Origin of the sequence: Cupriavidus sp. Met-2, from assembly GCF_049843575.1 — a bacterium.
GTDB classification, from domain to species: Bacteria; Pseudomonadota; Gammaproteobacteria; order Burkholderiales; family Burkholderiaceae; genus Cupriavidus; species Cupriavidus metallidurans.
In genome coordinates this window covers 28,427-52,505 of the sequence record NZ_JBBHZL010000003.1, presented here as the reverse complement: position 1 = coordinate 52,505, position 24,079 = coordinate 28,427, and the positions used below count along the sequence as shown (strand labels likewise).

The window sequence follows — 24,079 nt, the reverse complement described above, 5'->3', positions numbered from 1 at the left end:
GTCAGGCGGCTACGGCCTGCTTGAGAGGCACGCCGGTCAGGCGTTGCAGTTCGTCGAACGACAGGCCGTCCACGAGATCGCGGGCAACCAGGCCGTCCGGCGTCACATCGATCGTGGCCAGGTCCGTGTAGACACGCGTGACGCAGCCGATGCCGGTCAGCGGATAGGTGCACTGGGACACGATCTTGCTTTCGCCCTGCTTGGTCAGGTGCTCCATCATCACGAACACCTGCTTGGCGCCGATAGCCAGGTCCATCGCACCGCCCACGGCGGGGATGGCGCCCGGTGCGCCGGTATGCCAGTTGGCCAGGTCACCCTTCTCCGATACCTGGAACGCGCCCAGCACGCAGAAGTCGAGGTGGCCGCCACGCATCATCGCGAACGAATCGGCGTGGTGGAAATACGAGCCACCCGGCTTGATCGTCACCGGCTGCTTGCCAGCGTTGATCAGGTCGCCGTCTTCCTCGCCCGGCGCGGGAGCGGGGCCCATGCCGAGCAGGCCGTTCTCGCTGTGCAGCAGGATTTCACGGTCGGCCGGCAGTTGATTGCCGACCAGGGTGGGCAGGCCGATGCCGAGGTTCACCACGGCACCGTCCGGAATGTCTTTGGCCACGCGGGCGGCCATTTGGTCGCGGGTCAGGCGTTGCATGTGTTTCTCCTTCTTCGCTCGATTCGGATCAGGCCGCGCTGGCCGGCTTGGCGGCGCTTGCAACCTTGACCACGCGCTTGACGAACAGACCCGGCGTGATGATGTGCTCGGGGTCGAGTTCGCCCAGTTCCACTACGTTGCTGACCTGCACGATCGGGCACTTGGCAGCCATGGCCATGATCGGGCCGAAGTTGCGGGCGGTCTTGCGATAGACCAGATTGCCCCAGCGGTCGGCGGTCTCGGCCTTGATCAGCGCGAAGTCAGCGTGGATCGGCTTTTCGAACACATAGCCCTGGCCGTCGATGATGCGCGTTTCCTTGCCTTCGGCCAGCGGCGTGCCGTAGGCCGTGCGCGTGAAGAAACCGCCGATGCCGGCGCCGGCCGCGCGGATGCGCTCGGCCAGATTGCCCTGGGGCACGAGTTCCAGCTCGATTTCACCGGCATGGAACAGCGAGTCGAATACGTAGGAGTCCGCCTGGCGCGGGAACGAGCAAATGATCTTGCGGACACGCTTGGCCTTGAGCAGCGCTGCCAGGCCCGTGTCGCCATTGCCGGCGTTGTTGTTGACGATGGTCAGGTCGCGCGCGCCCTGGGCGATCAGCGCGTCGATCAGCTCCGCCGGCATGCCGGCCAGGCCGAAACCGCCAATCAGGATCGTGGCGCCATCGTGGATGTCGGCCATTGCCGATTCCACCGAGTCATATAGCTTGTTGATCACTTGCGTTCCAGTATGGAAGGGTCCGGCGCGCATACCGGGACCGGCCGCAAAGGGGCGCGGCACGCAAAGCTGTCTCCGGCAGTGGCTGGACGGGCGTCCTGTCTGATGTCCCCGCGCTCCGTGCGCGGTGGTCCGTCAAGGACAGTCCAACAATCTTGCAGTTGTTTTGTCAGCCATCTTGCTGCGGCTTCATGCAGATGCTTGCTGCGAATACCAGCGAACGTCAGTAATTTCCTGCCTTGTTCACCGGATTCCCATAAAGTTCGCGATACGAACTCCAATTCGCAGAATGAACAAAGGTTACACCTGTCGCCAAAACAGGGTCAAGGCGGGGGGCCACGTCTCGGGCGATAATCGGCCAGCCCGCCGGGCAGCGTCATACACGACCAGAGGCGGGCTAAAACAGGCTTGAACCAAAGGTACGGCGGGCGATGCACAGCTACCACGCATGGTAGTGCGCAACGCCCGCCGATGCCTTGCGGAATCGCAGTTTTACGAAATTATTCCGACAACCGCTTTACCAGACGGTAGAGAAACTCGCGGCCATCGTACAGGCGCGCAATCTCGATGCGCTCGTCCAGACCATGCGCGCGCATGTCCGACGGTTCGGTGAACAGGCCGGAAACGCCGTACATCCGGATACCGGCATTGCGCATGAAGCGGCTGTCGGTTGCGCCCGTGCTCATGGCCGGAATCACCGGCACATCCCACATCTGCCTGGTCAGCGCGTCGACTTCCTTCATCAGCGCGCCGTCTAGCGGAGAGGCCGGGCTGGCCAGCGGCTTGTTGATGTATCGCACGCTGATCTTGTCGTTACCGAGGGCCGACTTGAGCTGGCGGTCGATGTCGGCCGGATCGTCATGCGGCAGGATGCGACAGTTGACGATGGCCTTGGCCGATTGCGGCAGCGCGTTCTCGGCGTGTCCGGCATTGACCATGGTCGCCACACAGGTGGTACGAAGCTGGGCGTTGTAGAACGGAATGGCCGACAGCCGGTCGATCGCCGCCTGGCTCGGACGGCCCGTGCCAACCTCGCGCATGTCCTCGGCAAGCTGCCCCTTCGCCAGCGGAGCGCTGCGCGCGAAGTAGGTCTGCGTCACGTCGGCCATCTTGACCGGGAACTGGTACGCACCCAGGCGGCTCAGCGCCTCGGACATCGCGTACACAGGATTGGACTTGGTCGGCACCGAGCTATGCCCGCCCACGTCGCGCACTTCCAGTTCGTAGGTCGTGTACATCTTCTCGGCCACCTGAACGCGGTGCAGCACCGGCTTGCCGTCGCGCAGCTCGCCGCCGCCGCCCTCGTTGATGCCGAACTCGGCCTTCAGCAGTTCAGGCTTGTTCTTCACCAGCCAGTCGGCGCCATTGCTGGGCACGTCGCCGCGCTCCTCGTCGGACGTGAGCGCCAGGATGATGTCGCGCGACGGCTTGAAGCCCTCCTGCTTCAACTGCCCCAGCACCGACACGAACGCCGACGCCATCGCCTTGTCGTCGATGGAGCCACGCGCGGTGAAGTAGCCATTGGTCTCCTGAAGCTGGAAGGGGTCGGTCTTCCAGTCCTCGCGCTTGGCCTCCACGACGTCGATATGCGCCAGCAGCAGAACCGGCTGCCTGGCGCCGGTGCCCTTGAAGCGCATCACCAGATTGCCCTTGCGCGGAAACGGCTCGAACACCTGGATATCCGACGCGGAGAAGCCTGCCTCCACCAGTCGCTTCTCCATCGCGCGCGCCGCCTGGGCACTGTCCCCGGCCGAATGCGTCGTGTTGATCTCGACCAGTTCCTTGTAGATATCGTGAAAACGCTGCTGGTCGGGCGTGAGCGTGGCGGGGGGCGCCTTGCTGGCGGGCAGGCTCTGGGCAACGGCCCCTGCGGCGCAGGTCACGAGCACGGCGGCCACCAGGGCACGAACAGCTTCTGGACGACGATGGATACGCACGACACCTCCGAATATTCGTTATGGGATCGAGCAGGAAGGAAAAAGGCCAGACGGATTCGTCGCAGCCTCCCTCCCTCGAAGTTCCGATAGGCGGAACTACGTTTTATTAAGTGCTCGCCGAATATTCTAGGCACGTGGCGTCCGCGTCGCGATTTGGGGTATCTCCCAAGTGGCGCGCGCGTGGAATTGCGCTCGCGCGCCTTCCACGGCGCGCTCCGGCGCCGAGGGCCCGGGGCTCAGGGTTCAGGGCAGGCGCAACACGGCTTGACTGCCCGCCACGCCGGGCCGGACCTCAAGCCGCACATCGATCCGCTCGCGCAGTTCGGTTACGTGCGAGATGATGCCGACCAGCCGTCCGGCCTGCTGAAGATCGAGCAGCGTGCGAATCGCGAAGTCGAGACTTTCCGGATCGAGCGTGCCGAAGCCTTCGTCAACGAACAGCGTATCGAGCTGGATGCCACCGGCACGCGACTGCACCACATCGGCCAGACCCAGCGCCAGCGACAGTGACGCCAGGAAGCCTTCGCCGCCGGACAGCGTATTGGCCGGGCGCGTGCCGCCGGTATCGTGGTCGAACACTTCGAGGTCAAGGCCACCGGCCACGCGCTGATCGCCCTGCTCTCGCACACGTTGCAGCGCGTAGCGACCCCGGCTCATGCGCAACAGCCGTAGCGACGCAGCTTCCAGCACCTCGTCGAGCAACGTGGCCAGCACGAAACGCTGGAACGTCATGCGGCGCGGATTATTGCCGTTCGCCACTTCCGACAGGCGGCCGAGCACTGCGTAGCGCGTCTCGACGTCGCGTCCTTCGGCGGCCAGCGAATCGAGCAAGCCCTTGCACTGCAACAGCGCATCGCGCACCGCGGCCAGTTCGCTGCGCTGCCGGATCGCCGCTTCAAGCTGAACAGCCGCCGCATCGCGTGCCGCGAGCAATGCAGGCATGTCCGGCGTCTGCAACGCCTGACCGATTTCCGCCGTGCGTTGGCGCCATTCCGCGGCGCGAGCCAGATCGACATCGAACGCACGCACGGCGTCGTCAAGCACGCGCGTGGCATCGTCAGCCAGGGATGCGGCGCGGTAGTCGTCCGCTCCGGCGAATCCGGCGGTGGCAAGTGCCTCCACAAAGGCGGCTTCGCGTTGCGCGGCCCGCTCCTCGGCACGAGTAGTGGCTTCGCGCGCGGCGGCCAGTGCCGCATTCGCACCGGCCAGCAGTGCCACCGCATCGCGCTCGGCGCCCTGGGCCGCCTGCAATGCGGCCTCCAGTGCGCCGGCTTCGCGCTGCGCGGCTTCGAGCGATGCGGTCACGACGTCAGGGTCACGCGAATCCTCGGGCACCTGCGCACTCGCGGCACGCCACTCGCCATCTTGCTGAGCGTGCTCATGCATCGCCGTGCGCAATGCGCCTTCGGCCGCCTGCACTGCGGCTTCGGCAGACTCCTGCGCCTGACGCGCCTGTATGGTCTGGGCCGCGAGCCGTTCCGCGCGGGTTGCCGCAGCCTCGGCCTTCGCGCCGCTGGCGGTCAGCGTCTGGATTTCCTGATCTAACGCCTGCACGCCCGCGTCGGACACATCGCCCGCGCCTTCGCGCAGATCCGCCAGACGCACCTGACATTGGGCGACGTTTGCCTCGGCCTTTTGTCGCACGGCCTGTGCGTCGGCCAACGCCTCGTCGGCATGTTGCAAGGCGGCTCGCGTGGTATCGAGGTCCTCGTCGGTCACCAGCGCCAGCGTCTGCTGCGCCAGCGCAGGGTGGTCCTTGCCACCGCAGACGGGGCAAGGTTCGCCACGCTTCACGCCAGCGGCAAGGCGTGCCGCCTGGCCAAAGCGCCAGTCCGATTCCGCCTGACGCATTGCGACGCGCGCGGTATCGCGCGTCTGCGTCGCCCGGCTGGCGCCGGCTTCCGCAGCGGCAAGCGATTCGCGCAAAGGCCCAAGTTCGGCATCGAGTTGCCGGCAACGTGCCACCCGCGTCGCGCGTTCGCGCGCCAGTCCAAGCTGAAGCTGCAGGGCCTGCGCATTTGCGCCGTCGCGCCGCGCAAGCTCCAGCTCGCCTTCCAGCGTCTTCGCCGCCGCCACGGCGGCATCGCGCGCCTTCGCCTTGGCGGTAAGCGCCACCTGGGCAGCGGCCAGTCCGGTACTCGCCAGCGCCACGCCGTTGCGCAGCACGCCAAGCCTGCGTGCCTGCGGGAGAATTGCTTCCAGTTTCGCCACGGTGCGTTGCGCGGCCAAACGCGCTTCGCCACGCGCCTGTTCCGCGCGCAGCGCACCTGTTGCGATATCGGCGGCCCGGCTGGCGCTTGCCACGCGTGTCCCGGCGGCGGCATTCGCGGCGAGTGCGGCCGTCTGATCCTGTCTGGCAACCTCAAGCAGTTGCGCAACCGGCGTCACCTGCGCCGCGCGTCGCGCGGCCTGCAGGCGAGCGCGGTCCGTGTCGACCGCCGGCACGCGGGCCGACAGCACGGCATAGGCGCCCTCCGCCTCTTTCCAGGCCTTGATCTGCGTGCTCTCCAGCTCGCCCTTGCGCAAGGACGCCTGCGCCGCTTCGCTACCCGCACGCGCCAGCGCTTCGCGCCGTTCCAGCTCGGTCAACGTCTCCCGATGCGCGGCGATACGTTCGTCAAGCGCCAGCTCGGAGGGCAACTGATACTGTTCCAGCAAGGTCTTGCGTCGTACCGAGATCTCCTCGGCTTCGCGGCGAATGCTCGCGGCCTGCTCCTTGAGCAGTTCCTCGACGCGGCGGTAGAGCTCGGTCTGGAACAGACGCTCGAGGATCGACTGCCGCGCCTTCGAGTCCGCCGTCAGCAATTCGCGGAAACGTCCCTGCGGCAGCACGATCACCTGCCGGAACTGCGCGCTGTCGAAGCCGAGCAGGACTCGCACCGCGTCGGTCACACGGACCGGCTGGCTGGCGTGGCTTTTCCACTCACCGTCCACCTGGGCATCGAGTTGCGCCTTCGCAGTCTCCTTGACGAAGCCGCCGGCCGCACGCGGGCTCGGGCGGTCCTGCGTCGGAGAACGCGTCACGCGATAGCGTGTCGCCCCAAGCGAGAACTCCAAGGTGACCTCGGTCCGCAGGGCTGGGTCCGCATTGGCGCTGCGCATGTCCTGCGCGCTACGCTCGCCACCTGATGTATCGCCATAGAGCGCGAAGCAGATGGCATCGAGCAGCGTGGTCTTGCCTGCGCCCGTGGGGCCGTGGATCAGGAAGAACGCCTGGTCGCCGAGCCGCGTGAAGTCAATCGTCTCCGTGGCGGCGAACGGGCCGAAGGCCTGCAGTTTCAGGTAAAGCGGTTTCATGCCGACTCCCTTTCCGATGCCTGCATGACTGCCAATAGATCGTCGAGCGCGCGGCGCTGATCATCGTCGAGGTCTGTGTCAGCCACCTCGCGGAAAAAATTCGCAAACAGGCTGGCCGTATCCAGTTCCCGCAGCTTGCGCCCCGCGTCCCCGGCCTGCCCGCTGCGCGCCAGCACCGCGCGCTCGATCGCCAGTGCGTTCGGATAGACCTGGCGCAGTCGCGCCATCGGGTCCAGCAACGCGCCCGCGTCGGTCAGCACCGCATGGACGTAGTCGTCCCGGTGCGGGTCGGTGGCGCCCGCCTCAAGCAAGCCGGCCAGCGTGCCGGTCAGCACGCGCAGGTCGCGCAATGGTCGCAGCGGTATCGCCTCGATCCGGACGCCACCCTCGGCGTCAACATCGATCAGCGATACCGTCTTGATGTGTTCGGTTTCCGACAGCGAATACTTGAGCAGCGACCCCGAATAGTGAATCCTATCGCCGATGGATTGCGGACGATGCAGATGTCCCAATGCCACGAAATCGAAGCCGTGGAACACGTCCGCGGCCACGGCACCGCTACCGCCCACGCTCAGCGGGCGCTCCGATTCGCTGACCGCGCCGCCCACCACGAAAGCATGGGCCACCGCCACCGAACGGACGCCTGCGGGATGCGTGGCGCGGATGGCATCGAGCTGGGCGTTCAATGCGGCTTCGTGCGTCGGCAAGTCGGTGCCGAGCGCGTCGCGCACCGCCGCCGGTTCGGCATAGGGCAAGGCGTAGATGCGCACCTCGCCGTGCGCATCGTGCAGCGTCACGCAGGACGTTTCCGGACCGGTGCGTCCCGCCACGTGCAGACCCCGCGCGGCCAGCAGGCGCGCGCCGAAACCGAGGCGTTGGGCGCTGTCGTGATTGCCTGCGATCATCACCACGGGTACGCCCGCATCCACCACGATACGCGCCAGCACATCGTCGAGCAGCGCCACGGCCTCCGGCGGCGGCACCGCGCGGTCGTACACGTCGCCGGCAATCAGCACGGCGTCGGGGCGCAGATCGCGCACCAGCGCGACGAACTGGTCGAGCACATGAGACTGATCCTCGATCAGGCTACGGGCGTGGAAGAGCCGACCAAGATGCCAGTCGGCGGTGTGGAGAAAACGCAATTCGGGTCCTTCGGCACAGTGGCGCCAAGAGCACGGCAGATACCGTGCGGTCCCGCATCATAACGTCGCGGCCACCAAACGGTACGCGGACACCACTCAGACCGGCTCCGCCTCGCTGTCCTCGATCTGGAACTTGCGCATTTTTTCCCACAGCACCTTGCGGCTGATGCCGAGGCACGTTGCCGTGTCTTGGCGTCGCCAGCTGTTGGCATCGAGCGCGGCAATGATGCGGCGGCGCTCCTCCGCGTCGCCGCGCGGGTCGGCCCGCTCGGTGCCATCGAACGCGCCGGGGCGCAGCGAGCGAAACAGCGGCCGGATGCGCGCCTCGTCCCATTCGCCGCGCTGCTGGACCGTGATGCCGATGCGTTCGGCCAGGTTGCGCAGTTCGCGCACGTTACCGACGAAGAACGCGGAGCCCACGGCGCCCTTGAGCCAGTCTGGCATCGGCGGCAGCGCATCGTAGGCGGCGGCGCCGATCATGTGGCGCATGAACGATTGCAGCAGACCGATCTTGTCCGCAGGGCCACGGTCCTCCAGGCTGGGCAGCCGCAGTTCGATCACGGCCAGCCGGAAGTACAAATCCGCGCGGAAGCGGCCCTGCGTCACGGCTTCGCGCAGATCCTTGTTGGTGGCGGCCACCAGCCGGAAGTCCAGCTTGACCGCCATGGCAGAGCCGAGCCGCGTCACCGCGTTCTCCTCCAGCACGCGCAGCAGCTTGACCTGCTGGAACAGCGGCAAGTCGCCGATCTCATCAAGGAACAGCGTGCCGCCGGTGGCCTGCTCGAAGAAGCCACGATGCGCGAACATCGCGCCGGTGAACGCGCCCTTGGCGTGACCGAAGAACTGCGACTCGAACAGCCCATCGGGAATCGCGCCGCAGTTGACCGCCACGAACGGTCCCTTGCCATACGTCGCGTTGCGATCGTGAAAGAGCCGCGCGATGCGTTCCTTCCCCGCGCCGGTCTCGCCATAGAGCATCACGTTGCTGTCGAAGTTGGCGAAGGTATCGACCTGCTCCAGCAGCGACTGCATTGCCGCAGACCCGGCGACGAGATCGGCCACATCCGGGCGAGCCTCGGCGGCCGCCATCAATTGCGGCATCAGCTTGGCTATCTGCGTGCGCAGATCGGCGCCGGTGAAATCGTGGGGCAGGATGTAGGCGTACTCGGGCGGGAACCGACCGGGATCGCTCTCGCGGTCGGGCGCGCCGACCCAGATCACCGGCATGCCGTGCGCGGCTTCCCAATCCAGCGTGAACTTGGCGGAGCCGATCGCCGACGCACTGATGACGGCGATGCTGGGCTTGACCCGTGGTTCGGCCGGCAGCGCATCGAGCGCGCCTGCGCGAACGACTTCGGCGCCCAGTGGCGTCAGAAAGCGCGCGACGCGATCGGCGATCTCGTACTTGCCTTCCCACACATAGACTTCAAGGCTCTCGTAGGCCCACCGGTCTGCTTTCATGATCGTTCAGTTCAGTACACGAGTTCCGTGTTGTTGCAGTCGACGCCGTTGAGCCACAAGTCGGCGTTGGCAAGGCTGATGCCGAGCAGGCTCGTCAAGGTATTGACGAGCTGGTTGATCAGCGTGAGCAATGGATTCAGCACCTGTTGCAGCAGCCAGCCCGGGGAAATGCTCAGTAATTGAAGTTGCAGCAGGCTGACATCGAGCGTTGGATTGAGGCCGTTGATCACGTTGGTCACGGTATCGCCGATCACTGTGCTCGACGATGCGGCCACGTAACCACCCGGTGCGAGTACGAAGCTGTTGCCTGCACCAGCCAGTCCGGACTGCGAGATCGGCTGTCCGGTCATCTTCGCATCGGCAATGGGGAACAGTCCGACCGCCGACAACTGGACGTCGGCGATGGTAAGTGGGCCGCCGGAACAGCCGGTGCCGCCGGGGTTGCCCAGGCATGCCATCACGGCGTTGGTGGACACATTGACCGTCGCCCGCCGGTCCGGAACAGCAGCCGCGCACTGGATATGCGTCAGATCTCCCTTGGCCTGCGCGATCTGCAGCCACAACGGCAGATTCAGATTGACGTTGGCCACTACCAGCGGCACAGAGACCTGCGCGGCCAGTTTCAGGCCAAGCTGCGCGGTCGTCGCAGTGGTCTTCCACGTTCCATCCGGATACTGCTTGGCCGGCCCCACGGCCACCTTCGGCGGCTGGATGATGTACATCGAGCCGCCGATCGATCCAAGCGCGGTCTTCACGTTGAGCGTACTCAGATCCACCGCGCTCGTCCCGCGCGCGACATAGGCGGCCGTGGTCAGCAACGTTGCCACATTGAGCGCCGCCTCCGCCGCAGACGAAGCCGCCGGTGTCAGCACGCCCAGGTCGAGCATCTGGCCCAGCGTCACCTTGGTGCCAATGCCATTCAGGCCAAGCTGTGTCGTGGGGCTGCCAAGCGCCGCGTTGAGCAGCGCCGACTGCCCCGCCGCACCCAGCACCAGCGCGTAGAAGTCTTGGATCGAGAGCGAAGTGCTCAGCAACTGGTCGACCGTGCCCACACCTGCCCGCAAACGCAACTGCTCGAGCGTCACGTTCGCGCCTACCAGTCCGCTCCAGTCCGCCACGGACAGATTGACCGAGTTGCCCAGCAGCAGCCCCAGCAGGCCGTTACCCGACGAGAGCCTGAGCAGGCCGCTGCCGAGCGTGAACGACGCGGCGGGCGGACTCGCGGCGGCAATCGCCTCGGCGTGTAGCTGCCGCGACTGGCCCCCCTGGAACATGAACAGCAGCGGTACCGTCAACGTGGCCTGCACGCGCACCGCATTGGCCGACACCGTTGTGGCCGGATAGCCCGGATCGAAGTGCCGCGTGCTGTCGCCATTGGCAGGGTTGGCGGGGTCCCACAACCCAAGGCACGTCCGCACGCCGTCCGCCGCGCCAGCCACTGCCGTGGTGCAATCATTCGCCACGGCCTTGGTGTAGCCGTTCTGGGCTGCGGCGGACGTCACGCTTGACAGCACGTTGGCATTGGTCGTCGCCTGATCATCAGCGCTCTTCAATTGCTGCGCGCCAGAAAGCGCCGCCACGTCCACCAGCTTCTGCAACTGCCGCTGCGTGTAGAACACGAAGCCGACGTCGAGCGACACCAGCGCCGCGACGCCAATGGCGGCAATCAGCAGCGCAGCCATCAGACTGACGGTGCCGCGCTGGCGTGGGTGGATCGAGCCGGACGTGACGTGACGCATCGCGGTGCCTACTGCCCCACCGGCGCAGGGCTGCCCGTGCTGCCACGCAATGCGCTACCGGTCGACTGGCTACTGAAGAATTCGGGCAACGGATACTGGAAGCTGCGCATATAGCGGGCATAGCCGATGGCCGCCTCTTCGCCGGTCATCGACTGCTGCGGCCCGGCCTGCGAGCCATTGCGCTGAACCTCGAGCAGCATCCGCGTGGTGTCGCCTACCGGCACGTCGTTCGGGTGAAACGTCGGGGACGGTGGCGGCTCGACGGTTTGCGTCGATTGCGCAGCTTGCGCCCCGGCGGCCCCGGCGGCCCCGGCGGCCCCCAACAGCATCGCGGAAATTGCCACCGCGCACGCAGCGTCCGTCAGTCTGGAACGATGCCTCGTCATGGTTTGACTCCTGCGTTGAGCGCCACGGCCTGCGCGCCACGCGGTGCGGTTTTGTCGCGGACCTGCGCGGCCCGACTGACGCGATCCGCCTCCTTGCGGATGGCCGCTCGCGTCGGCTCCTGCATCGCTGCACGCTGCATCATGGCGTTGGCTTCGGCGCGCTTGCCGGATGCCCACAGCCACACCACCGCATTGCTGATCAACCGTGGATTGGCGGCATCCAGTTCCAGCGCCTGCATCACCGGCACGCGGGCATCCTGCAGCGCACCGCCTCGCATCAGTGCGTAGCCAAGATCGCTCGAATACTGCGGGTTCACCGGCTCCATCGACACCGCCTGGCGCAGTTCACCGGCGGCACGCATAAAGTCTCCCTGTCTGCCAAGCACAAGCCCAATGCCGTGATGCGCCCGCGCGGCGCGATCGGTCCCAAGCAGATCACGGTACGCCTGCAGGGCCGCATCGTCCTGACCGGTCTCACGCAGGGCATCGGCCCGCATCGCCAGCAGCGATGGATTGCTGCCGAACTTCTGCTGGAAGGCATCGATATGCGCCAGCGACGCGAAGTACATGCCCTCTGTCTGCATCCGGTTGATCAGCCCCAGGTAAACGGACTGATCGTTGTATTCGGCGCGGGCCTCCTTGTCACGCAGCTTCGCCAGTTCGATCTGCGCATCGGCCTGCTGCGCCATCACCTCCGCTGTGTTCGGCGTGGACGCGCATCCGGCCAGTAGCAGCGCGGCTGCCAGCGGCATGGCCAGTGACGCTGGCAAGAGGGTCCGGGGCGACCAGCGCGACCAGCGCGACATCATGGTCTTCATTCAACTACCTCCATTCATCTGCGCCAACATGCGCATCACACCCAGGAACCCCGGGCCTGCCGTCAGGATCAGCAATACGGGCAGCAGGCTGACCACCATCACACCGGTCATCTTGACCGTCAGCCTGCCGATCTTGTCCTTCATGCGCGCCTTGCGCGCGATCTGCAGGCGCTCGCCGAACTGGCGCAACGGCTCCTGTACGGCACCGCCGTGGCGGTCCACCTGCGTCAGCAAGGTGATCAGGCCCTTCAGATCTTCATCGTCGAACAGCTTGCCGATGCGCAGCAGCGTCTGCTCGCGCGAGCGGCCCGACGCGAACTGCTGGTTGGAGCGCTGCAGCTCGGGGCCAAGCACCTGCAGCATGCTGCCGAACTCGGTCACGATGATTTGCAGGCTCTGGTCGATCGACAATCCCACGCCCTGCAGCAGGCGCAGCATGTCGATCAGGATCGGAAGCTCGTCGGCCACGCTGCGCAGCCGTTGAGCCGCGCGCCGCCGCAACAGGGTCTTCGCCAGCAGGAAGCCACCTGCGAACGCTGCAAACGCCCATGCCAGGGCGCTGGCCAGCGAAACGTCGAGCTTCCACGCGAACGCCAGCGCCGCCAGGATGCCCGGTATCAGCAGGCGCAACGCACCGAACACGGCGCGTGGCCTGACGCCGTAGAAACCGCACTGCTCCAGCAACTGCTGCTCCTCGGCACTCACCGCGGCCTTGCCCAGGCGCGATTCGAGCCAGTGCTGGTTGAAGCGTTCGCTGAAGCGCCCGCCAAGCTGCGCGCCGATCGATCCGCGCCGCGTGTCGGCGACACCCAGCGCCGGGCTCGCACCCTGCGTCGCGGCCGCTGCCGTGGCGGCGGCTACTGCTGCGGCGCGTGGCGACATCTGCTGGGCCGGTTGCGTCGCCGGTGCGGCACCGGCCTGCGTGGCGCCAGCCTGCGCGGCGGCACCCGCGGCCCGCTGGGTGGCCTGCCGCACCAGCGCCTCGTCGATCGTGCGCGCGGCGGCGCGCCGCTGCCGCCATTGCTGCATCAGCGGCCACGCCAGCAAGATCATCGCCACCGCGCCGACAAGCAGGCTGATCGAGATCAGTGTGAACACGTCCATGGCGGGCCTCTAGATCGACCGGGCGAGCCGGTAGAGCAGGAACGCGCCTGCCACCTCTAGCCCGGCCGCCGTCAGCAGCATCGCCTTGCCGCCCGGGTCACGCCACATCAGCAGGATGTAGCCCGCATTGAAAACGAACATGCCGCCACCCACGATTAGCGGCAACAGGCCCAGCACCCACGCCGACATACGTGTTTCCGCCGAGAGCGCCATCAGCTCGCGTTGCGCCTCTTCACGATCGCGCATGAAGGTGGCGGTGCGTTCCATCACCACGTCGGCGCGGCCGCCATAGCGCTGCGAGAGCCGCAGCACCGACGACACGATCACGAGTTCGTCGAGGTCGTAGGCCCGGCCCATCTGCAGCACCGCCTGATCGAGTTCCTTGCCCGCGCGCTGCAAGTGAATCACCTGCACCAGGCACTGGCGCAGCGGCGGTTCGGTGTTGGCCACCGAGTTCTGGAAAGCGGCTGGCACGCTGCTGCCGATGGTCATCAGCCGCACCACGCCATCGAGAAAGCCTGGCAACTGGCGCAGCATCTTTTCCTTGATCCGGCGGATACGCAGCCAGACAAAGAAGCACAGCAGCGTCAGCACCATGACCAGCATGGCCCCCGCGCCGATGCCACCACCCGCGATGGCGCCACCCAGCACGGCCAGCACCATCGGCACGCCCACGACCAGATACGTGCGGCGCGTGGGCTTCAGGTCCGCCCGCCGCATCAGGTCGTCCCAGCGTCGGCGCAGATCGCGCGTGGCCGATTGCGGCGTGGGGTCGCTGACCGTTGCGTAGCGCGCGCGTACCTGCTCCGTCTGCGCGGTCAGGTGCGCGCGGGCGTCCTCGGCGCGCGACCGGCTTCGTGCGGCAGCGAGCATCAGCAGGCCCAGCCCCACCATGATCATGGCGAGCGCGGCAATGAAAAGGCTGGCGCTAGAGATCAAAGCGGTCATCCAGCGAGAAGTTGGCCGGCCGCATCCGCGCCAGCTTGGGCGAATGCGGCAGGATGCCAAGCGACTGCCAGCGGTCGCTTTCAGTGCCATCCGGGTTCTGCACCGGTTCGTGCCGGTAAAGCTCCTGCGTGGAAATGATGTTGTCGCCCAGTCCGGTCACTTCCGTGATCGACAGGATGCGACGCCGGCCATTCGACAGCCGGCCGATCTGCACGATGAAATCGATCGCATTGGCGATCTGGCGGCGCAGGCTGACTTCGCTGCCCTGGAAGCCCGCGAACCCGGCCAGCATCTCCAGCCGGTACAGGCATTCGCGCGGGCTGCTGGCGTGGATCGTGCCCATCGAGCCGTCGTGGCCCGTGCTCATCGCCTGCAGCATTTCCAGCACTTCACCGCCGCGCACTTCGCCCACGATGATGCGGTCCGGACGCATCCGCAGGCTGTTGCGCAGCAGGTCGCGGATCGTCACAGTGCCGGTACCTTCGAAGCCGCCCGGGCGGCTTTCCAGCCGGACCACGTGCGGGTGATTGAGCGCCAGTTCGGCCGTGTCCTCGATCGTAATCACACGCTCGGTGGACGGGATGAAGGTGGCCAGTGCGTTGAGCAGCGACGTCTTGCCTGAACTGGTGCCACCGCTCACAAGGATGTTGCAGCGCGCGCGCACGGCGGCGTCAAGCAGCTCGGTAATCTCCGGGCTCATCGTGCCGAGTGTCTGCAGATCGAGCGGCGTCAGCGGATCCTTGCGGAATTTCCGGATCGAGACGACCGGACCTTCCAGCGCCAGCGGCGGGATGATCACGTTGATACGGCCGCCGTCTGGCAGGCGCGCATCGACCATCGGATTCGATTCGTCCAGGCGGCGGCCAATCGGCGCCAGGATCCGCCGCACGATGCGCAGCAAGTGCCCGCCATCGGCAAACCGCACCGGAATCCGCTCCAGCACGCCGTGGCGTGACACGTAGACGTCCATGTGGCCGTTGACGAGAATATCTTCCACCGCCGGATCGTTGAGCAGATCCTCGATCGGCCCAAAGCCCGCCAGCTCGTTGGTCAGCGCCTCGGAAATCTGGCGCAGCTCGGCCTCGTTGATCGGAATGCGGCGCAGGCGCGTGAAACTCTCCAGTTCCAGATCGACAAAACGCTGGATGGCCGCGCGCGACCAGCGCCCGAACTCGGCGCCAAGCTCCTCGATGCGCGTCAGCAGGTGTTCGTGCGCGGCCTCCTTGATATTGTGGAACTCCTGCGAAACAGGAAACGGGGCAGCAGCGTTGTCCGAGAATTCGATCGCGTCGGTCATGTCAGTTTCCTACCCTTGCGGCGCGCACCGGGCGCAGCACCTGGGGCAACTTTTCCTTGATCCGGGCCAGGACACTGCGCTCGGGCACTTGCCCTTCGCGGAATCCCAGTCGTTCCAACAGCGCGCCGATAGCGCGCACATAGGGGTCCGCCGGTGATTGGTCAGCCAGCACGACGCCACGATTTCCTGCCTGCAGAAGTGCGGCCCGTCGTTCAGGCAGCACGCCCACCGAGGCCACGCCGATCCGATCGGCAATCTGTTCCGCATCGACCCCGAGTTCGGCGTCGAAGCGCGATACCAGCAGATGCAGGTCATCGCGCTCGACCTCGCGCTTCTTCAGCTCCTGCAGCAGCTCTGCCGCGGAGACGATCGCACCGACGCTCTGCTCGGCCACCAGCACCACGGTATCGGCAGCCTTGACGATCTGCGCCATGAACTCGGCGTTCGAGAACCCGCCAAGGTCCACCACCTGGAGATCGAAGAACTCGCGCAGCCGGTCCAGCAACGCCATGGCCTCGGAAAACGAGATGTCGCGCATCTCGGCCAGACTGGCCGGCAGCGGCAGCACCGACATGCCATTGGCATGCCGCACGATGGCGGTATCGACGAACACCTGGTCAAAGCGCCGCAGGTTGCGCACCGCTTCGACAAAATGGAACTCGGGCGAGACGTTGGAGTAGAGGGCACCGTCCCGCGCGGGCAAACCCAGATCGAGCAGCAACACCTCGGCCTGCGCGCCGCGACGTACGGCCGCCGCGAGATTCACGGCCAGGCTGGTGACGCCCACGCCCGGACGCGCGCCAAGCAGCGCGACGATCTTGCCGTCGCGCCGCGTTGCCGCGACCGGCCGCACCTGCGCGCGCGGCACCATCAACTGGCGGGCCACGGACGCTGCATGGTCGGGCGCGCCGCCCAGGTCAATGAAGTCGCGCACCCCGGCACGCAAGGCCGCGAGCAACGCCTCGGGCTCTCCTGCGTGGCCCACCGCGACGAGCGGCAACTGCGGAAACAGCCGCGCGATCTGCTCGGCCAGCCGCGCCGAGTCGATCGCGCGCGACTGCGTGAAGTCGAGCAATACCAGGCCGGGCCGCAATGTGCCGATCTTCTCGACGAAGGAATCCTGCGAATCGGCCTCGGCGACCAGCGTGCCAACGGCGCCCAGCGCGTGGCCCAGCCAGTGCCGGACGTCCTCGCGCGTGGTGTTGAGCAGGAAATGATCCACAGATGTGTTTCGCTCCATCGTTGGTCCGCCTATCTCGAGAACCCTGGCAGGCTCTGGTCCGCGTACTCGCCCAGCATGTAGCGGCCCCAGACGTTGGGGTTGGCGCTGGTGCGGCCGTCCTGGGATGCGCCGGCCGCTGCGGGAGAATCCTTGGCCAGGGGCTTGATCAGGTGCGGCGTGACCACGATCATCAGTTCGCGGTCTTCCTGATGGAAGTTCAGGTTCTTGAAGAAGCTGCCGATCACCGGCAGATCGCCCAGGAACGGGACCTTGCTGACATTGCTGACCGTGTTGCGGCTCACCAGGCCGCCGATCACGAAGCTCTCGCCGTCACCGAGTTCGATCGTGGTGTCGGCGCGCCGCGTGACGATGGCCGGCACCGTGGCGCCGTTCAGCACGATGCCACGCGAAGGATCGAGATCGCTGGCCTCGGGCGCCACCTTGAGCGCGATGCGCTCGCGCGACATCACCGTCGGCGATACCGTGAGCCCGATACCGAACGGCTTGTACTGGATCGTCGTGGTCCCCAGCGCCTGCGGCACCGGAATCGGAATTTCTCCGCCAGCCAGGAAGCTCGCGCTCTGCCCCGACAACGCCACCAGGCTCGGCTCGGCCAGCACGCGGACAAGACCGTTGGCTTCCATCAGGCTCAGGTTGGCGAAGATGCCCTTCGACACCGATCCGGCGATCAGGTTGAAAGCGCTGCTGATTGGCGACACCGAGTCCACGACAGTGCCAACGCCCGGCGTGAACGTGGCCTTGGTCAGCGACGACGGGCTGAAGGTACCGAATGCGAAGCCGCCGTTGTCGCGATAGAAGTTCAGGCCGATTTCCTTGAGAACGGTCTTGCTGATCTCCACCACCTTGACGTCCACCTGCACAGTGCCAGAGACCGGCACCGTCGAGCGGTCAACCACAACGCCTGCCCTCTTGCCATCGGCACTGGAGACGGCGGCGCGCGCCGCCATCAGCGTACGCGCGGCGGCTGGGGCATCCGGAGACTCGCCGCTGATCGACGCCCCGGCGGACGAGAGATCAACGCTGGCGCCGCCGGGATCGGGCCGCACCGCATCCACACGCACCGTGTAGCTGACCGGCGCAACATCGCGGCTCCAGATCTTGAGGTCGGTGACGCCGGGCTTGCGGGCCACCACGAGCACAGTGGATGGACCACCCCGATGCTTGAGCAGCAGTGCATCGGCCACCTCGGGGTTACCCACCGCCACGCGCTCCAGCGCCTGTCCGGGCCGGATTTCCTGTTGCGCACCGGCTAGCAGGCGCAACGTGCGCGAGCCTGCGGTGTCGAAGGAACCTGTCGGCGGCGACATTGCTTGTGTCGCTGCTTGTGTCGCTGCTTGTGCATCCGTTTGCGATATCGGCGCCGCGGCCAGCGCCAGCATCGTCAGCGCGACCAGTCGCGCCAGAACACGGTGATTCAACTTTTTCGGCATACCGTGTCGTCCGTTATTCAATCGCTCGCTTGCCGGCGCGGATCATTTCCACGCCGTTACCTTCGTTCTGGGGATCGCGCCGTGCGGTGGCCACCATCCCCGGGAGTCCCGTGGGAAGCGCGGCAGGCCGCATCGCTGGCGCGGGCGTTTGGGGCGCGCGCGGTTCGCCGACCAGCCCCGCGAGGCTCACGCCCGCCACAGCCTTGTCCACCGGCGCGCGCTGGGCTTCGGGTGGCACGCCCGCGCGGGCCTGCAGCACCCCCGGTGGGTCCGCGAACATGCCGTCGCTGGGCATCGCCTCGTCAGTCGGATTGCGTAGCGCGAGCATCAGGCGGCCGGCCTGCTGCGCCATGACCAGCGTGCCAACCTGCTCCAGCGGCACCGACAGCACCGCCGTTTTCGCGCCTTCACGGCGCGCCATCATCTGCTCGCCCTGCTGCTTCGGCGCTTCATTCACCGCACCGGTGCCGTACGCCAGCACCCGCAGGCGCGACAACAACATCCGCGTCTGGCTTTGCGGAATCTCCTGGCTATCGCGCCGCAGGACCACGAAGACGTCGACAAAGTCGCCAGGCTGTACCTGATTGCCGACGCCGATCACTTCGTCCACGGCCACCGCCATCGCGCGCTCGCCGTCCGGAATCTGACGCGCCAGCCCGGCCAGCAACTGGCTTTCAAGTACCGGCACGTTGGCGCCGAGGTTGACCAGCGGCACCTGGCCGGCAACACGTGCGACGTCCTGATAGGCGCCACCCGGATCGATCGGCAACTGCAGGACCTGGAGCGCGTCCGCCGGCAGCGGCTTGCCTGCCGGCACCGCGCGCGTGGTCACGACCACGGCGTGCGTGGCCACCACGCCCTGCGCGGGTGCCGGCGCGGCGGTGTGGCGTGCCGCCTGCAGCGCCAGCAATGCCAGCAGACCGGCAAGCACGAGCAGGACAATCGCCACGATCCGTATCTGTTTGCTGCTCATGCCAAGCCTTGTCTCGGGTTGCGTCGATGGATGAAATGCGGGCCGTCGTTCATGGGGATGTCAGATCTCGAGGCTCAGATATCGGGAGATAGCTGGACCATCGCCGAACCAGTCAGCACAGCCGGCACCGGCACCATTGGCACCGATGGCAGGATCGATCGGGTTGGCAGGCTCAGCGTCACCTGCACGCACTGCGTGCCGGACGGGGACGCGCATGTCACGGGCTGGGCGACGTTCGCGGACGAGATCAGCGAGGACATCGACGTCGGCAGCATCGCGCGCGCGGTCTGCGCGGCGGCGGCAACGCGAAGATCAAGCGTGGAGGCGGTGGTGCCCCCGGTCGAGGTGAGCGGATAACGCAAGGCAGCCCGCGCGCCTTCTTCGGCCGCGAGCGTCAGCGCCTGCTGCAAGACGAACACCGTGCCGTAGTACGTGATACCCAGTACGAGCGTCAGGAACAACGGTGCAACGATGGCGAACTCGAGCGCCGCGATGCCCTTCGCGCGACGCCCGTCCGCTTTCCCCCTTAAGTGCATGCTTCACCCGGTATTTTCTGCACGCCAGCATGCCGGCGCCACGGGGCCACAGGACCAGTACCGGCATGACTGCCGGCACCGGCCGCGGCCGTTCTTCTCGTGCTGCATTGCGCGACTTGGCACCACTCCTGCTACTTTTTCCCCAGCCGTCCATGTACGACTCGCGGCCAGTGCGGCGCTACCACTTCATCCTCGTTAGAGGCCAGGCACCGAACCGCGCCGTCAGGGTGCAAGCGTCCCACCGCGGCCAGCATTCACGCTGGCACGGTATATCCATGCGATTCGGTAAGTCGGGTTCCGCTGGTCAACCGGCCAGCGGCAGCAAGGACGTTATTGCGTCAGGGACCAACCGCGGCGAACCACGTTGTTACCTTGGTAGCAAGATTCGAGAAACCGGTGCCGAGATTTTGACCGAGGTTGGTAACCCCGGCGACGATGGCTACGGCGATCAGACCCGCGATCAGGCCGTATTCGATGGCAGTCGCTCCGCGTTGCGCTTTGCGAAAGAGGGACGCTTTTACTTGACGCATGATCTCACTCCCGATGAGAAAATTTTCCGTACACGGAACCCAGCGATACCCCGGTCCTGACGTGATGCCATCGATGATTTCTCCGTGGCAATTCTATTTTCCGATCGCTGGCACAGCCTTTATAAGATATGGAATGTCTCATCCATACCCCCCATTTGGGCTAGATATGAATCAGCATAATGTGGGACATACGTTTGAAACAACATTGCCCGATTCTCATGCTTTGGGATGAGGAATCTCTAATTGTTGAATGAAGGGCAATAAAACCGGCACCGCCGTGCCGCATCCTGCACGCCGACATGCGGGACGCGGCACGGCGCGCAATAAAAGGATGCGCCGCGCGGGGTAAAGACGACAGCGCACCGTAAAGATGTCGGCCGGTTGTCAGGGAAAATCCTGAATCCATCTCGCCGAATTAGAGGACTTTCCCGATTCGTTGCGCGATCAGCGTTGCGTCAGTCCGCCGAGCAGGTTCGTGACTGGCGCGAGCGGATTCTGGCTGCCGCTGCCGGACGCCGCGCCACCCGTCGCACCAGTCGCACCAGTCAACCCGCCGGTCAGGCCGCTGACCAGGCCCGTCACGGGAGCCAGCGGATTGGCGCCCGCCGCACCACCAGCCCCACCCGCTGCACCCGCCACGCTGCCCACAACGGGCAGGTTGCTGATCGGAAGGCTACCCAGCAGGCCGCTGACCGGATTGGCGCTCGCGGAGCCAGGCGCGCTGGCCACATTGGCAACCGGCAAGCTGTTGATCGGCAGGCTGCTGAGCAGGCTGCCCAGCGGATTGGTGCCCGCGCCACTGCCCGTGCCGTGCAGCAGACCGCCTGCCACCGCGACGGTCTTGCCGGTCTCGGTCACCACGCCGCCAAGCGGAGAGACGATCGGCGTATTGGTGTTGGTAATCATGCTGCCGGCACTGGCCACCGTGTTGCCCACGGTCACCAGCAGGTTGTTGACCGGCGCGCCCAGACCAGTTGCGCCACCGACGGTCTGCGTGGCATTGGCGAGTTGCGTGGTCAGCGGCACGATGACCTTGCTGGTGCTACCTGTCAGCTCCGCCACGGCGCCTGTCGACAAGGCCGTGCCGAGCTGATTGCCGGCGCCCATCACGGCGCTGCCCACGCTCTGCACCACGCCGCCGACAGGCGTGGTAACTGGCGCGAGTGGGGCAAGCTGGCCGGTGCCCACGGCTTGCACCAGGTCTCCCGCGCTAACCACCGTCTTGCCAGTCTGCGTCACAACGTTGCCAGTGTTGGCCACGGTGACACCAACCGGATTGTCGACGGCACCCATCTTTCCGAGCCCATTGGCAACGCCGGCGCCGAGCGTGGCAACCGTTGCCCCGGCATTGATCACCACATCGCCGGTGGCGTTCTTTGCGCCGGTGGGTACCAGCGGAACGTTCGTGCCCTTGATTTGCTGGCCGATCTGGCCCACCGCGTTGCCAGCCGCCGTCACCGTATTGCCAGTGCCTTCCACCACCTTGGCGGTCGGCGTCGTCGAGGCGGTGGGCGTGGGGGTCGGCGTCGGGGTCGGTCCGGCCGGCGTGGACGGCGATGGGCTTGCGCCGCTGCCCGAACCGCCCGACGAACAGCCGGCCAGCAGGGCGAGCGCGGCAGCGCAAGCCAGTGCCACGACATTCGTGGAATAACGGGGACGCTGCAATTGGCTCGTGGTCTTCATGTTTTGATCTCCTCTGGTGGACGTGTGCGAAACGCAACTCGCGCGCTTTGGCAGGGCCTGTTGCGCAAGCCGTGTGCCAGGGTCAATCGCATGTTCGATACGAACACTGGATAACCACGGCGCGATGCCCGGAACCCGTTGCGCTGAGCGGCTTTCCGACGCGACGACGTGCACGGTTTCCGCCTCAGGCGACACGTCACACCACGCCATCGGCGCGTTACGAAAGCGCCGCGCGTTACGTAACGCGTAACGCCTCGCCCACTTCCCACAACCACCGTCCGCTTGATGCGGGCGTTTGATCGGCTACCCGCAAACCCTTGTCAGACGTGCGTTTGCGGGCAGCACCCCTGCTTCCATTGGACTCCTGTCCGCCCGTGGTCCTCGATTGGCACACCGCTTGCGCATACATCGGCAGCCACGGCACGCCACACATCTCGACGCTCGACCGACGAGCGTGCACGTGAACTTCGACGGGTAAGAGAAAAGACAAAAAGGGGAACAGGTCATGCGCCAACAACAAGACTTCAAGAAGCGGATCGTCATCACGGCAGTACTGGGGGCACTGTTCGCGCTGGGCGGCTGCGCCAGCGGCAGCGGTTCCACTTCGATGGGGACCAGCGGCTCGGGCGGATCGGGTGGCACCGCGGGCACGTCGGCGGGCACTGGTAGCAGCGGCACCAATGGCGGGGCGGGTGGGTCTGGCAGCACTGGTGGTTCCGGCACGGACCTGGGCAGCAACGGCACAGGTGGAAACGGCAGCAACAACGGTGGCAACAACAACAACAACAACAACAACGGCGGTGGCACCACCGCCGCGCTGACGCCGACCAGCGCGATCGTCAGCAACGCGGGCTCGGTCGCAGACGGCGCCGGCAAGACGGTCAGTGGTCTCGGCGACGCCATCAGCAACGCGAACGTGCCGGGCCTGCCATCGCAGACGCAGGCCGGTCTGGGTGGCGTGGTGACATCGGTTGGCAATGCCGTCAGCACGCTGGCCAACGGCGTGCAGTCCGGCCTCGGCAACATCCCCAACGCCACCAACCCCGTGGGCACGACCGTAGCCAGCACCGGTGGCGTGGTGAGCCAGCTCGGCAATGCCGTAACGAATGCGGGCAGCGCGGTCAGCGGCCTTGGCACCGGACCGCTCGCGCCGCTGGCCGCGCTGACCACGCCGCTCGGCGGCGTGGTGTCGCAAGTGGGCGGCACCGTCAGCAACGTTGGCACCCAGCTCGGCACGGCGCTGTCGACCGGTCCCGTCGAGCAACTGACCGGCGGCGTCAGCAAGATCATCGTGCCGCTCACGTCGACGCTGACCAACGGCACGCAGACGCTGGGCGCGGCGACGGGTCTGGGCCAGCCGGTCAACAACCTGCTGGCGACGGTGGGCGGCGCGCTGGCTGTAACGGGCACCACGCTGACCAACACCAATACGCCTGTGGTCTCGGGCGTGGGTGGCGTGGTTACCGGCGTGGGCAATACGGTGGCTTCGGTTGGCGGCGTCGTGAACGGACCTGCGGGCGGCAGCGTCACCAATCCACTGGCGCCCGTTACCGGGCTCGTCAGCGGCCTCACCGGTGGTCTGAGCGGCGCGACCGGGGGCAGCGCCAGCCCGCTGGCCCCTGTGACGGGTCTCGTCAGCGGCCTGACGGGCGGACTGACCAACGCAGCCGGCGGCGGCACCAGCCCGCTCGCGCCCGTTACCGGTCTCGTCAGCGGCGTGACCGGCGGACTGACCAGCGCAGCCGGCGGCGGCACCAGCCCGCTCGCGCCCGTTACTGGTCTCGTCAGCGGCGTGACTGGCGGCCTGACCAGTGCAGCCGGTGGCGGCGGCAGCCCGCTGGCGCCGGTGACGGGCCTGGTCAGCGGCGTCACCGGTGGACTGACCGGCGGCAATAGCGCCGGCACCACTGCCAGCCCGCTGGCCCCGGTCACCGGCATCGTTGCCGGCCTCACTGGTGGCAACGCGCCCGCCAGCACCAGTGGCACGACGACGGGCGGCACCAAGCCCGCCAATCCGCTGGCACCCGTCACGGGCCTCGTCGGCGGACTGGTCAGCGGCCTGACCGGCGCGCTGGGTGGCACCAGGCACTGACCTCCGCAGCAACCGAATCAAGCGAATCAACCAAATCAACTGAAGCAAAAGCGTCGCGGCCACAGATGGGCGGCAGGGAGAGCGGCATCCCTACCG

Annotated in this window: 19 protein-coding genes; 1 reads left to right on the top strand and 18 read right to left on the bottom strand. The window is 66.5% G+C overall.

Annotation, left to right across the window (positions count from 1 at the left end):
* Position 1 precedes the first annotated feature (1 nt).
* The 18 genes from WD006_RS08690 to WD006_RS08605 form a co-directional block, all read right to left on the bottom strand.
* Complete coding sequence (locus WD006_RS08690; RefSeq protein ID WP_008645348.1) at positions 2-649, bottom strand: 3-oxoacid CoA-transferase subunit B; 648 nt, start codon at positions 647-649, stop codon at positions 2-4.
* A 28-nt stretch (positions 650-677) separates the two neighbouring features.
* Positions 678-1,367, bottom strand: a complete 690-nt coding sequence (locus WD006_RS08685) for a 3-oxoacid CoA-transferase subunit A (RefSeq protein WP_008645347.1) — start codon at positions 1,365-1,367, stop codon at positions 678-680.
* A 500-nt stretch (positions 1,368-1,867) separates the two neighbouring features.
* On the bottom strand, positions 1,868-3,304 hold the full coding sequence (locus WD006_RS08680) for a M20/M25/M40 family metallo-hydrolase (RefSeq protein WP_029306919.1): 1,437 nt from the start codon (positions 3,302-3,304) through the stop codon (positions 1,868-1,870).
* 243 nt (positions 3,305-3,547) lie between these two features.
* Complete coding sequence (locus WD006_RS08675) at positions 3,548-6,601, bottom strand: AAA family ATPase (RefSeq protein ID WP_029306918.1); 3,054 nt, start codon at positions 6,599-6,601, stop codon at positions 3,548-3,550.
* Positions 6,598-7,743, bottom strand: a complete 1,146-nt coding sequence (locus WD006_RS08670) for an exonuclease SbcCD subunit D (RefSeq protein WP_029306917.1) — start codon at positions 7,741-7,743, stop codon at positions 6,598-6,600. The genes WD006_RS08675 and WD006_RS08670 overlap by 4 nt, the downstream gene beginning before the upstream one ends.
* Positions 7,744-7,839: 96 nt before the next feature.
* A complete protein-coding gene (locus tag WD006_RS08665) occupies positions 7,840-9,204 on the bottom strand; it encodes a sigma 54-interacting transcriptional regulator (protein WP_011518189.1) in 1,365 nt (454 codons plus the stop codon).
* 11 nt (positions 9,205-9,215) lie between these two features.
* On the bottom strand, positions 9,216-10,943 hold the full coding sequence (locus WD006_RS08660; protein WP_029306916.1) for a TadG family pilus assembly protein: 1,728 nt from the start codon (positions 10,941-10,943) through the stop codon (positions 9,216-9,218).
* Positions 10,944-10,951: 8 nt separating this feature from the next.
* Positions 10,952-11,329: a DUF3613 domain-containing protein gene (locus WD006_RS08655; protein ID WP_051722987.1), complete on the bottom strand. Its 378-nt coding sequence runs from the start codon at positions 11,327-11,329 to the stop codon at positions 10,952-10,954.
* A complete protein-coding gene (locus WD006_RS08650; protein ID WP_029306914.1) occupies positions 11,326-12,147 on the bottom strand; it encodes a tetratricopeptide repeat protein in 822 nt (273 codons plus the stop codon). Before WD006_RS08650 ends, WD006_RS08655 begins: the two co-directional genes overlap by 4 nt.
* The gene (locus WD006_RS08645; protein ID WP_029306913.1) at positions 12,148-13,251 is read right to left on the bottom strand and encodes a type II secretion system F family protein; all 1,104 of its coding nucleotides are present in this window, start codon (positions 13,249-13,251) and stop codon (positions 12,148-12,150) included.
* Positions 13,252-13,260: 9 nt separating this feature from the next.
* Positions 13,261-14,187 carry a type II secretion system F family protein gene (locus tag WD006_RS08640; RefSeq protein ID WP_029306912.1) on the bottom strand — a complete coding sequence of 309 codons (927 nt, stop codon included), beginning with the start codon at positions 14,185-14,187 and terminating at the stop codon, positions 13,261-13,263.
* Positions 14,180-15,496 carry a CpaF family protein gene (locus WD006_RS08635; protein ID WP_011518183.1) on the bottom strand — a complete coding sequence of 439 codons (1,317 nt, stop codon included), beginning with the start codon at positions 15,494-15,496 and terminating at the stop codon, positions 14,180-14,182. The genes WD006_RS08640 and WD006_RS08635 overlap by 8 nt, the downstream gene beginning before the upstream one ends.
* Before the next feature lies 1 nt (position 15,497).
* On the bottom strand, positions 15,498-16,736 hold the full coding sequence (locus WD006_RS08630; protein ID WP_227874019.1) for a pilus assembly protein: 1,239 nt from the start codon (positions 16,734-16,736) through the stop codon (positions 15,498-15,500).
* 11 nt (positions 16,737-16,747) lie between these two features.
* Positions 16,748-18,169, bottom strand: a complete 1,422-nt coding sequence (locus WD006_RS08625; RefSeq protein ID WP_011518181.1) for a type II and III secretion system protein family protein — start codon at positions 18,167-18,169, stop codon at positions 16,748-16,750.
* Between the two features lie 13 nt (positions 18,170-18,182).
* A complete protein-coding gene (gene cpaB, locus WD006_RS08620; RefSeq protein ID WP_029306910.1) occupies positions 18,183-19,142 on the bottom strand; it encodes a Flp pilus assembly protein CpaB in 960 nt (319 codons plus the stop codon).
* Between the two features lie 74 nt (positions 19,143-19,216).
* Positions 19,217-19,678, bottom strand: a complete 462-nt coding sequence (locus WD006_RS08615) for a TadE family protein (RefSeq protein ID WP_011518179.1) — start codon at positions 19,676-19,678, stop codon at positions 19,217-19,219.
* 338 nt (positions 19,679-20,016) lie between these two features.
* Positions 20,017-20,208, bottom strand: a complete 192-nt coding sequence (locus WD006_RS08610) for a Flp family type IVb pilin (RefSeq protein ID WP_011518178.1) — start codon at positions 20,206-20,208, stop codon at positions 20,017-20,019.
* Between the two features lie 444 nt (positions 20,209-20,652).
* The gene (locus WD006_RS08605) at positions 20,653-21,891 is read right to left on the bottom strand and encodes a collagen-like triple helix repeat-containing protein (RefSeq protein ID WP_029306909.1); all 1,239 of its coding nucleotides are present in this window, start codon (positions 21,889-21,891) and stop codon (positions 20,653-20,655) included.
* Positions 21,892-22,396: 505 nt separating this feature from the next.
* Here WD006_RS08605 and WD006_RS08600 point away from each other — a divergent pair.
* The gene (locus WD006_RS08600) at positions 22,397-23,983 is read left to right on the top strand and encodes a collagen-like triple helix repeat-containing protein (protein ID WP_029306908.1); all 1,587 of its coding nucleotides are present in this window, start codon (positions 22,397-22,399) and stop codon (positions 23,981-23,983) included.
* Positions 23,984-24,079 lie beyond the last annotated feature (96 nt).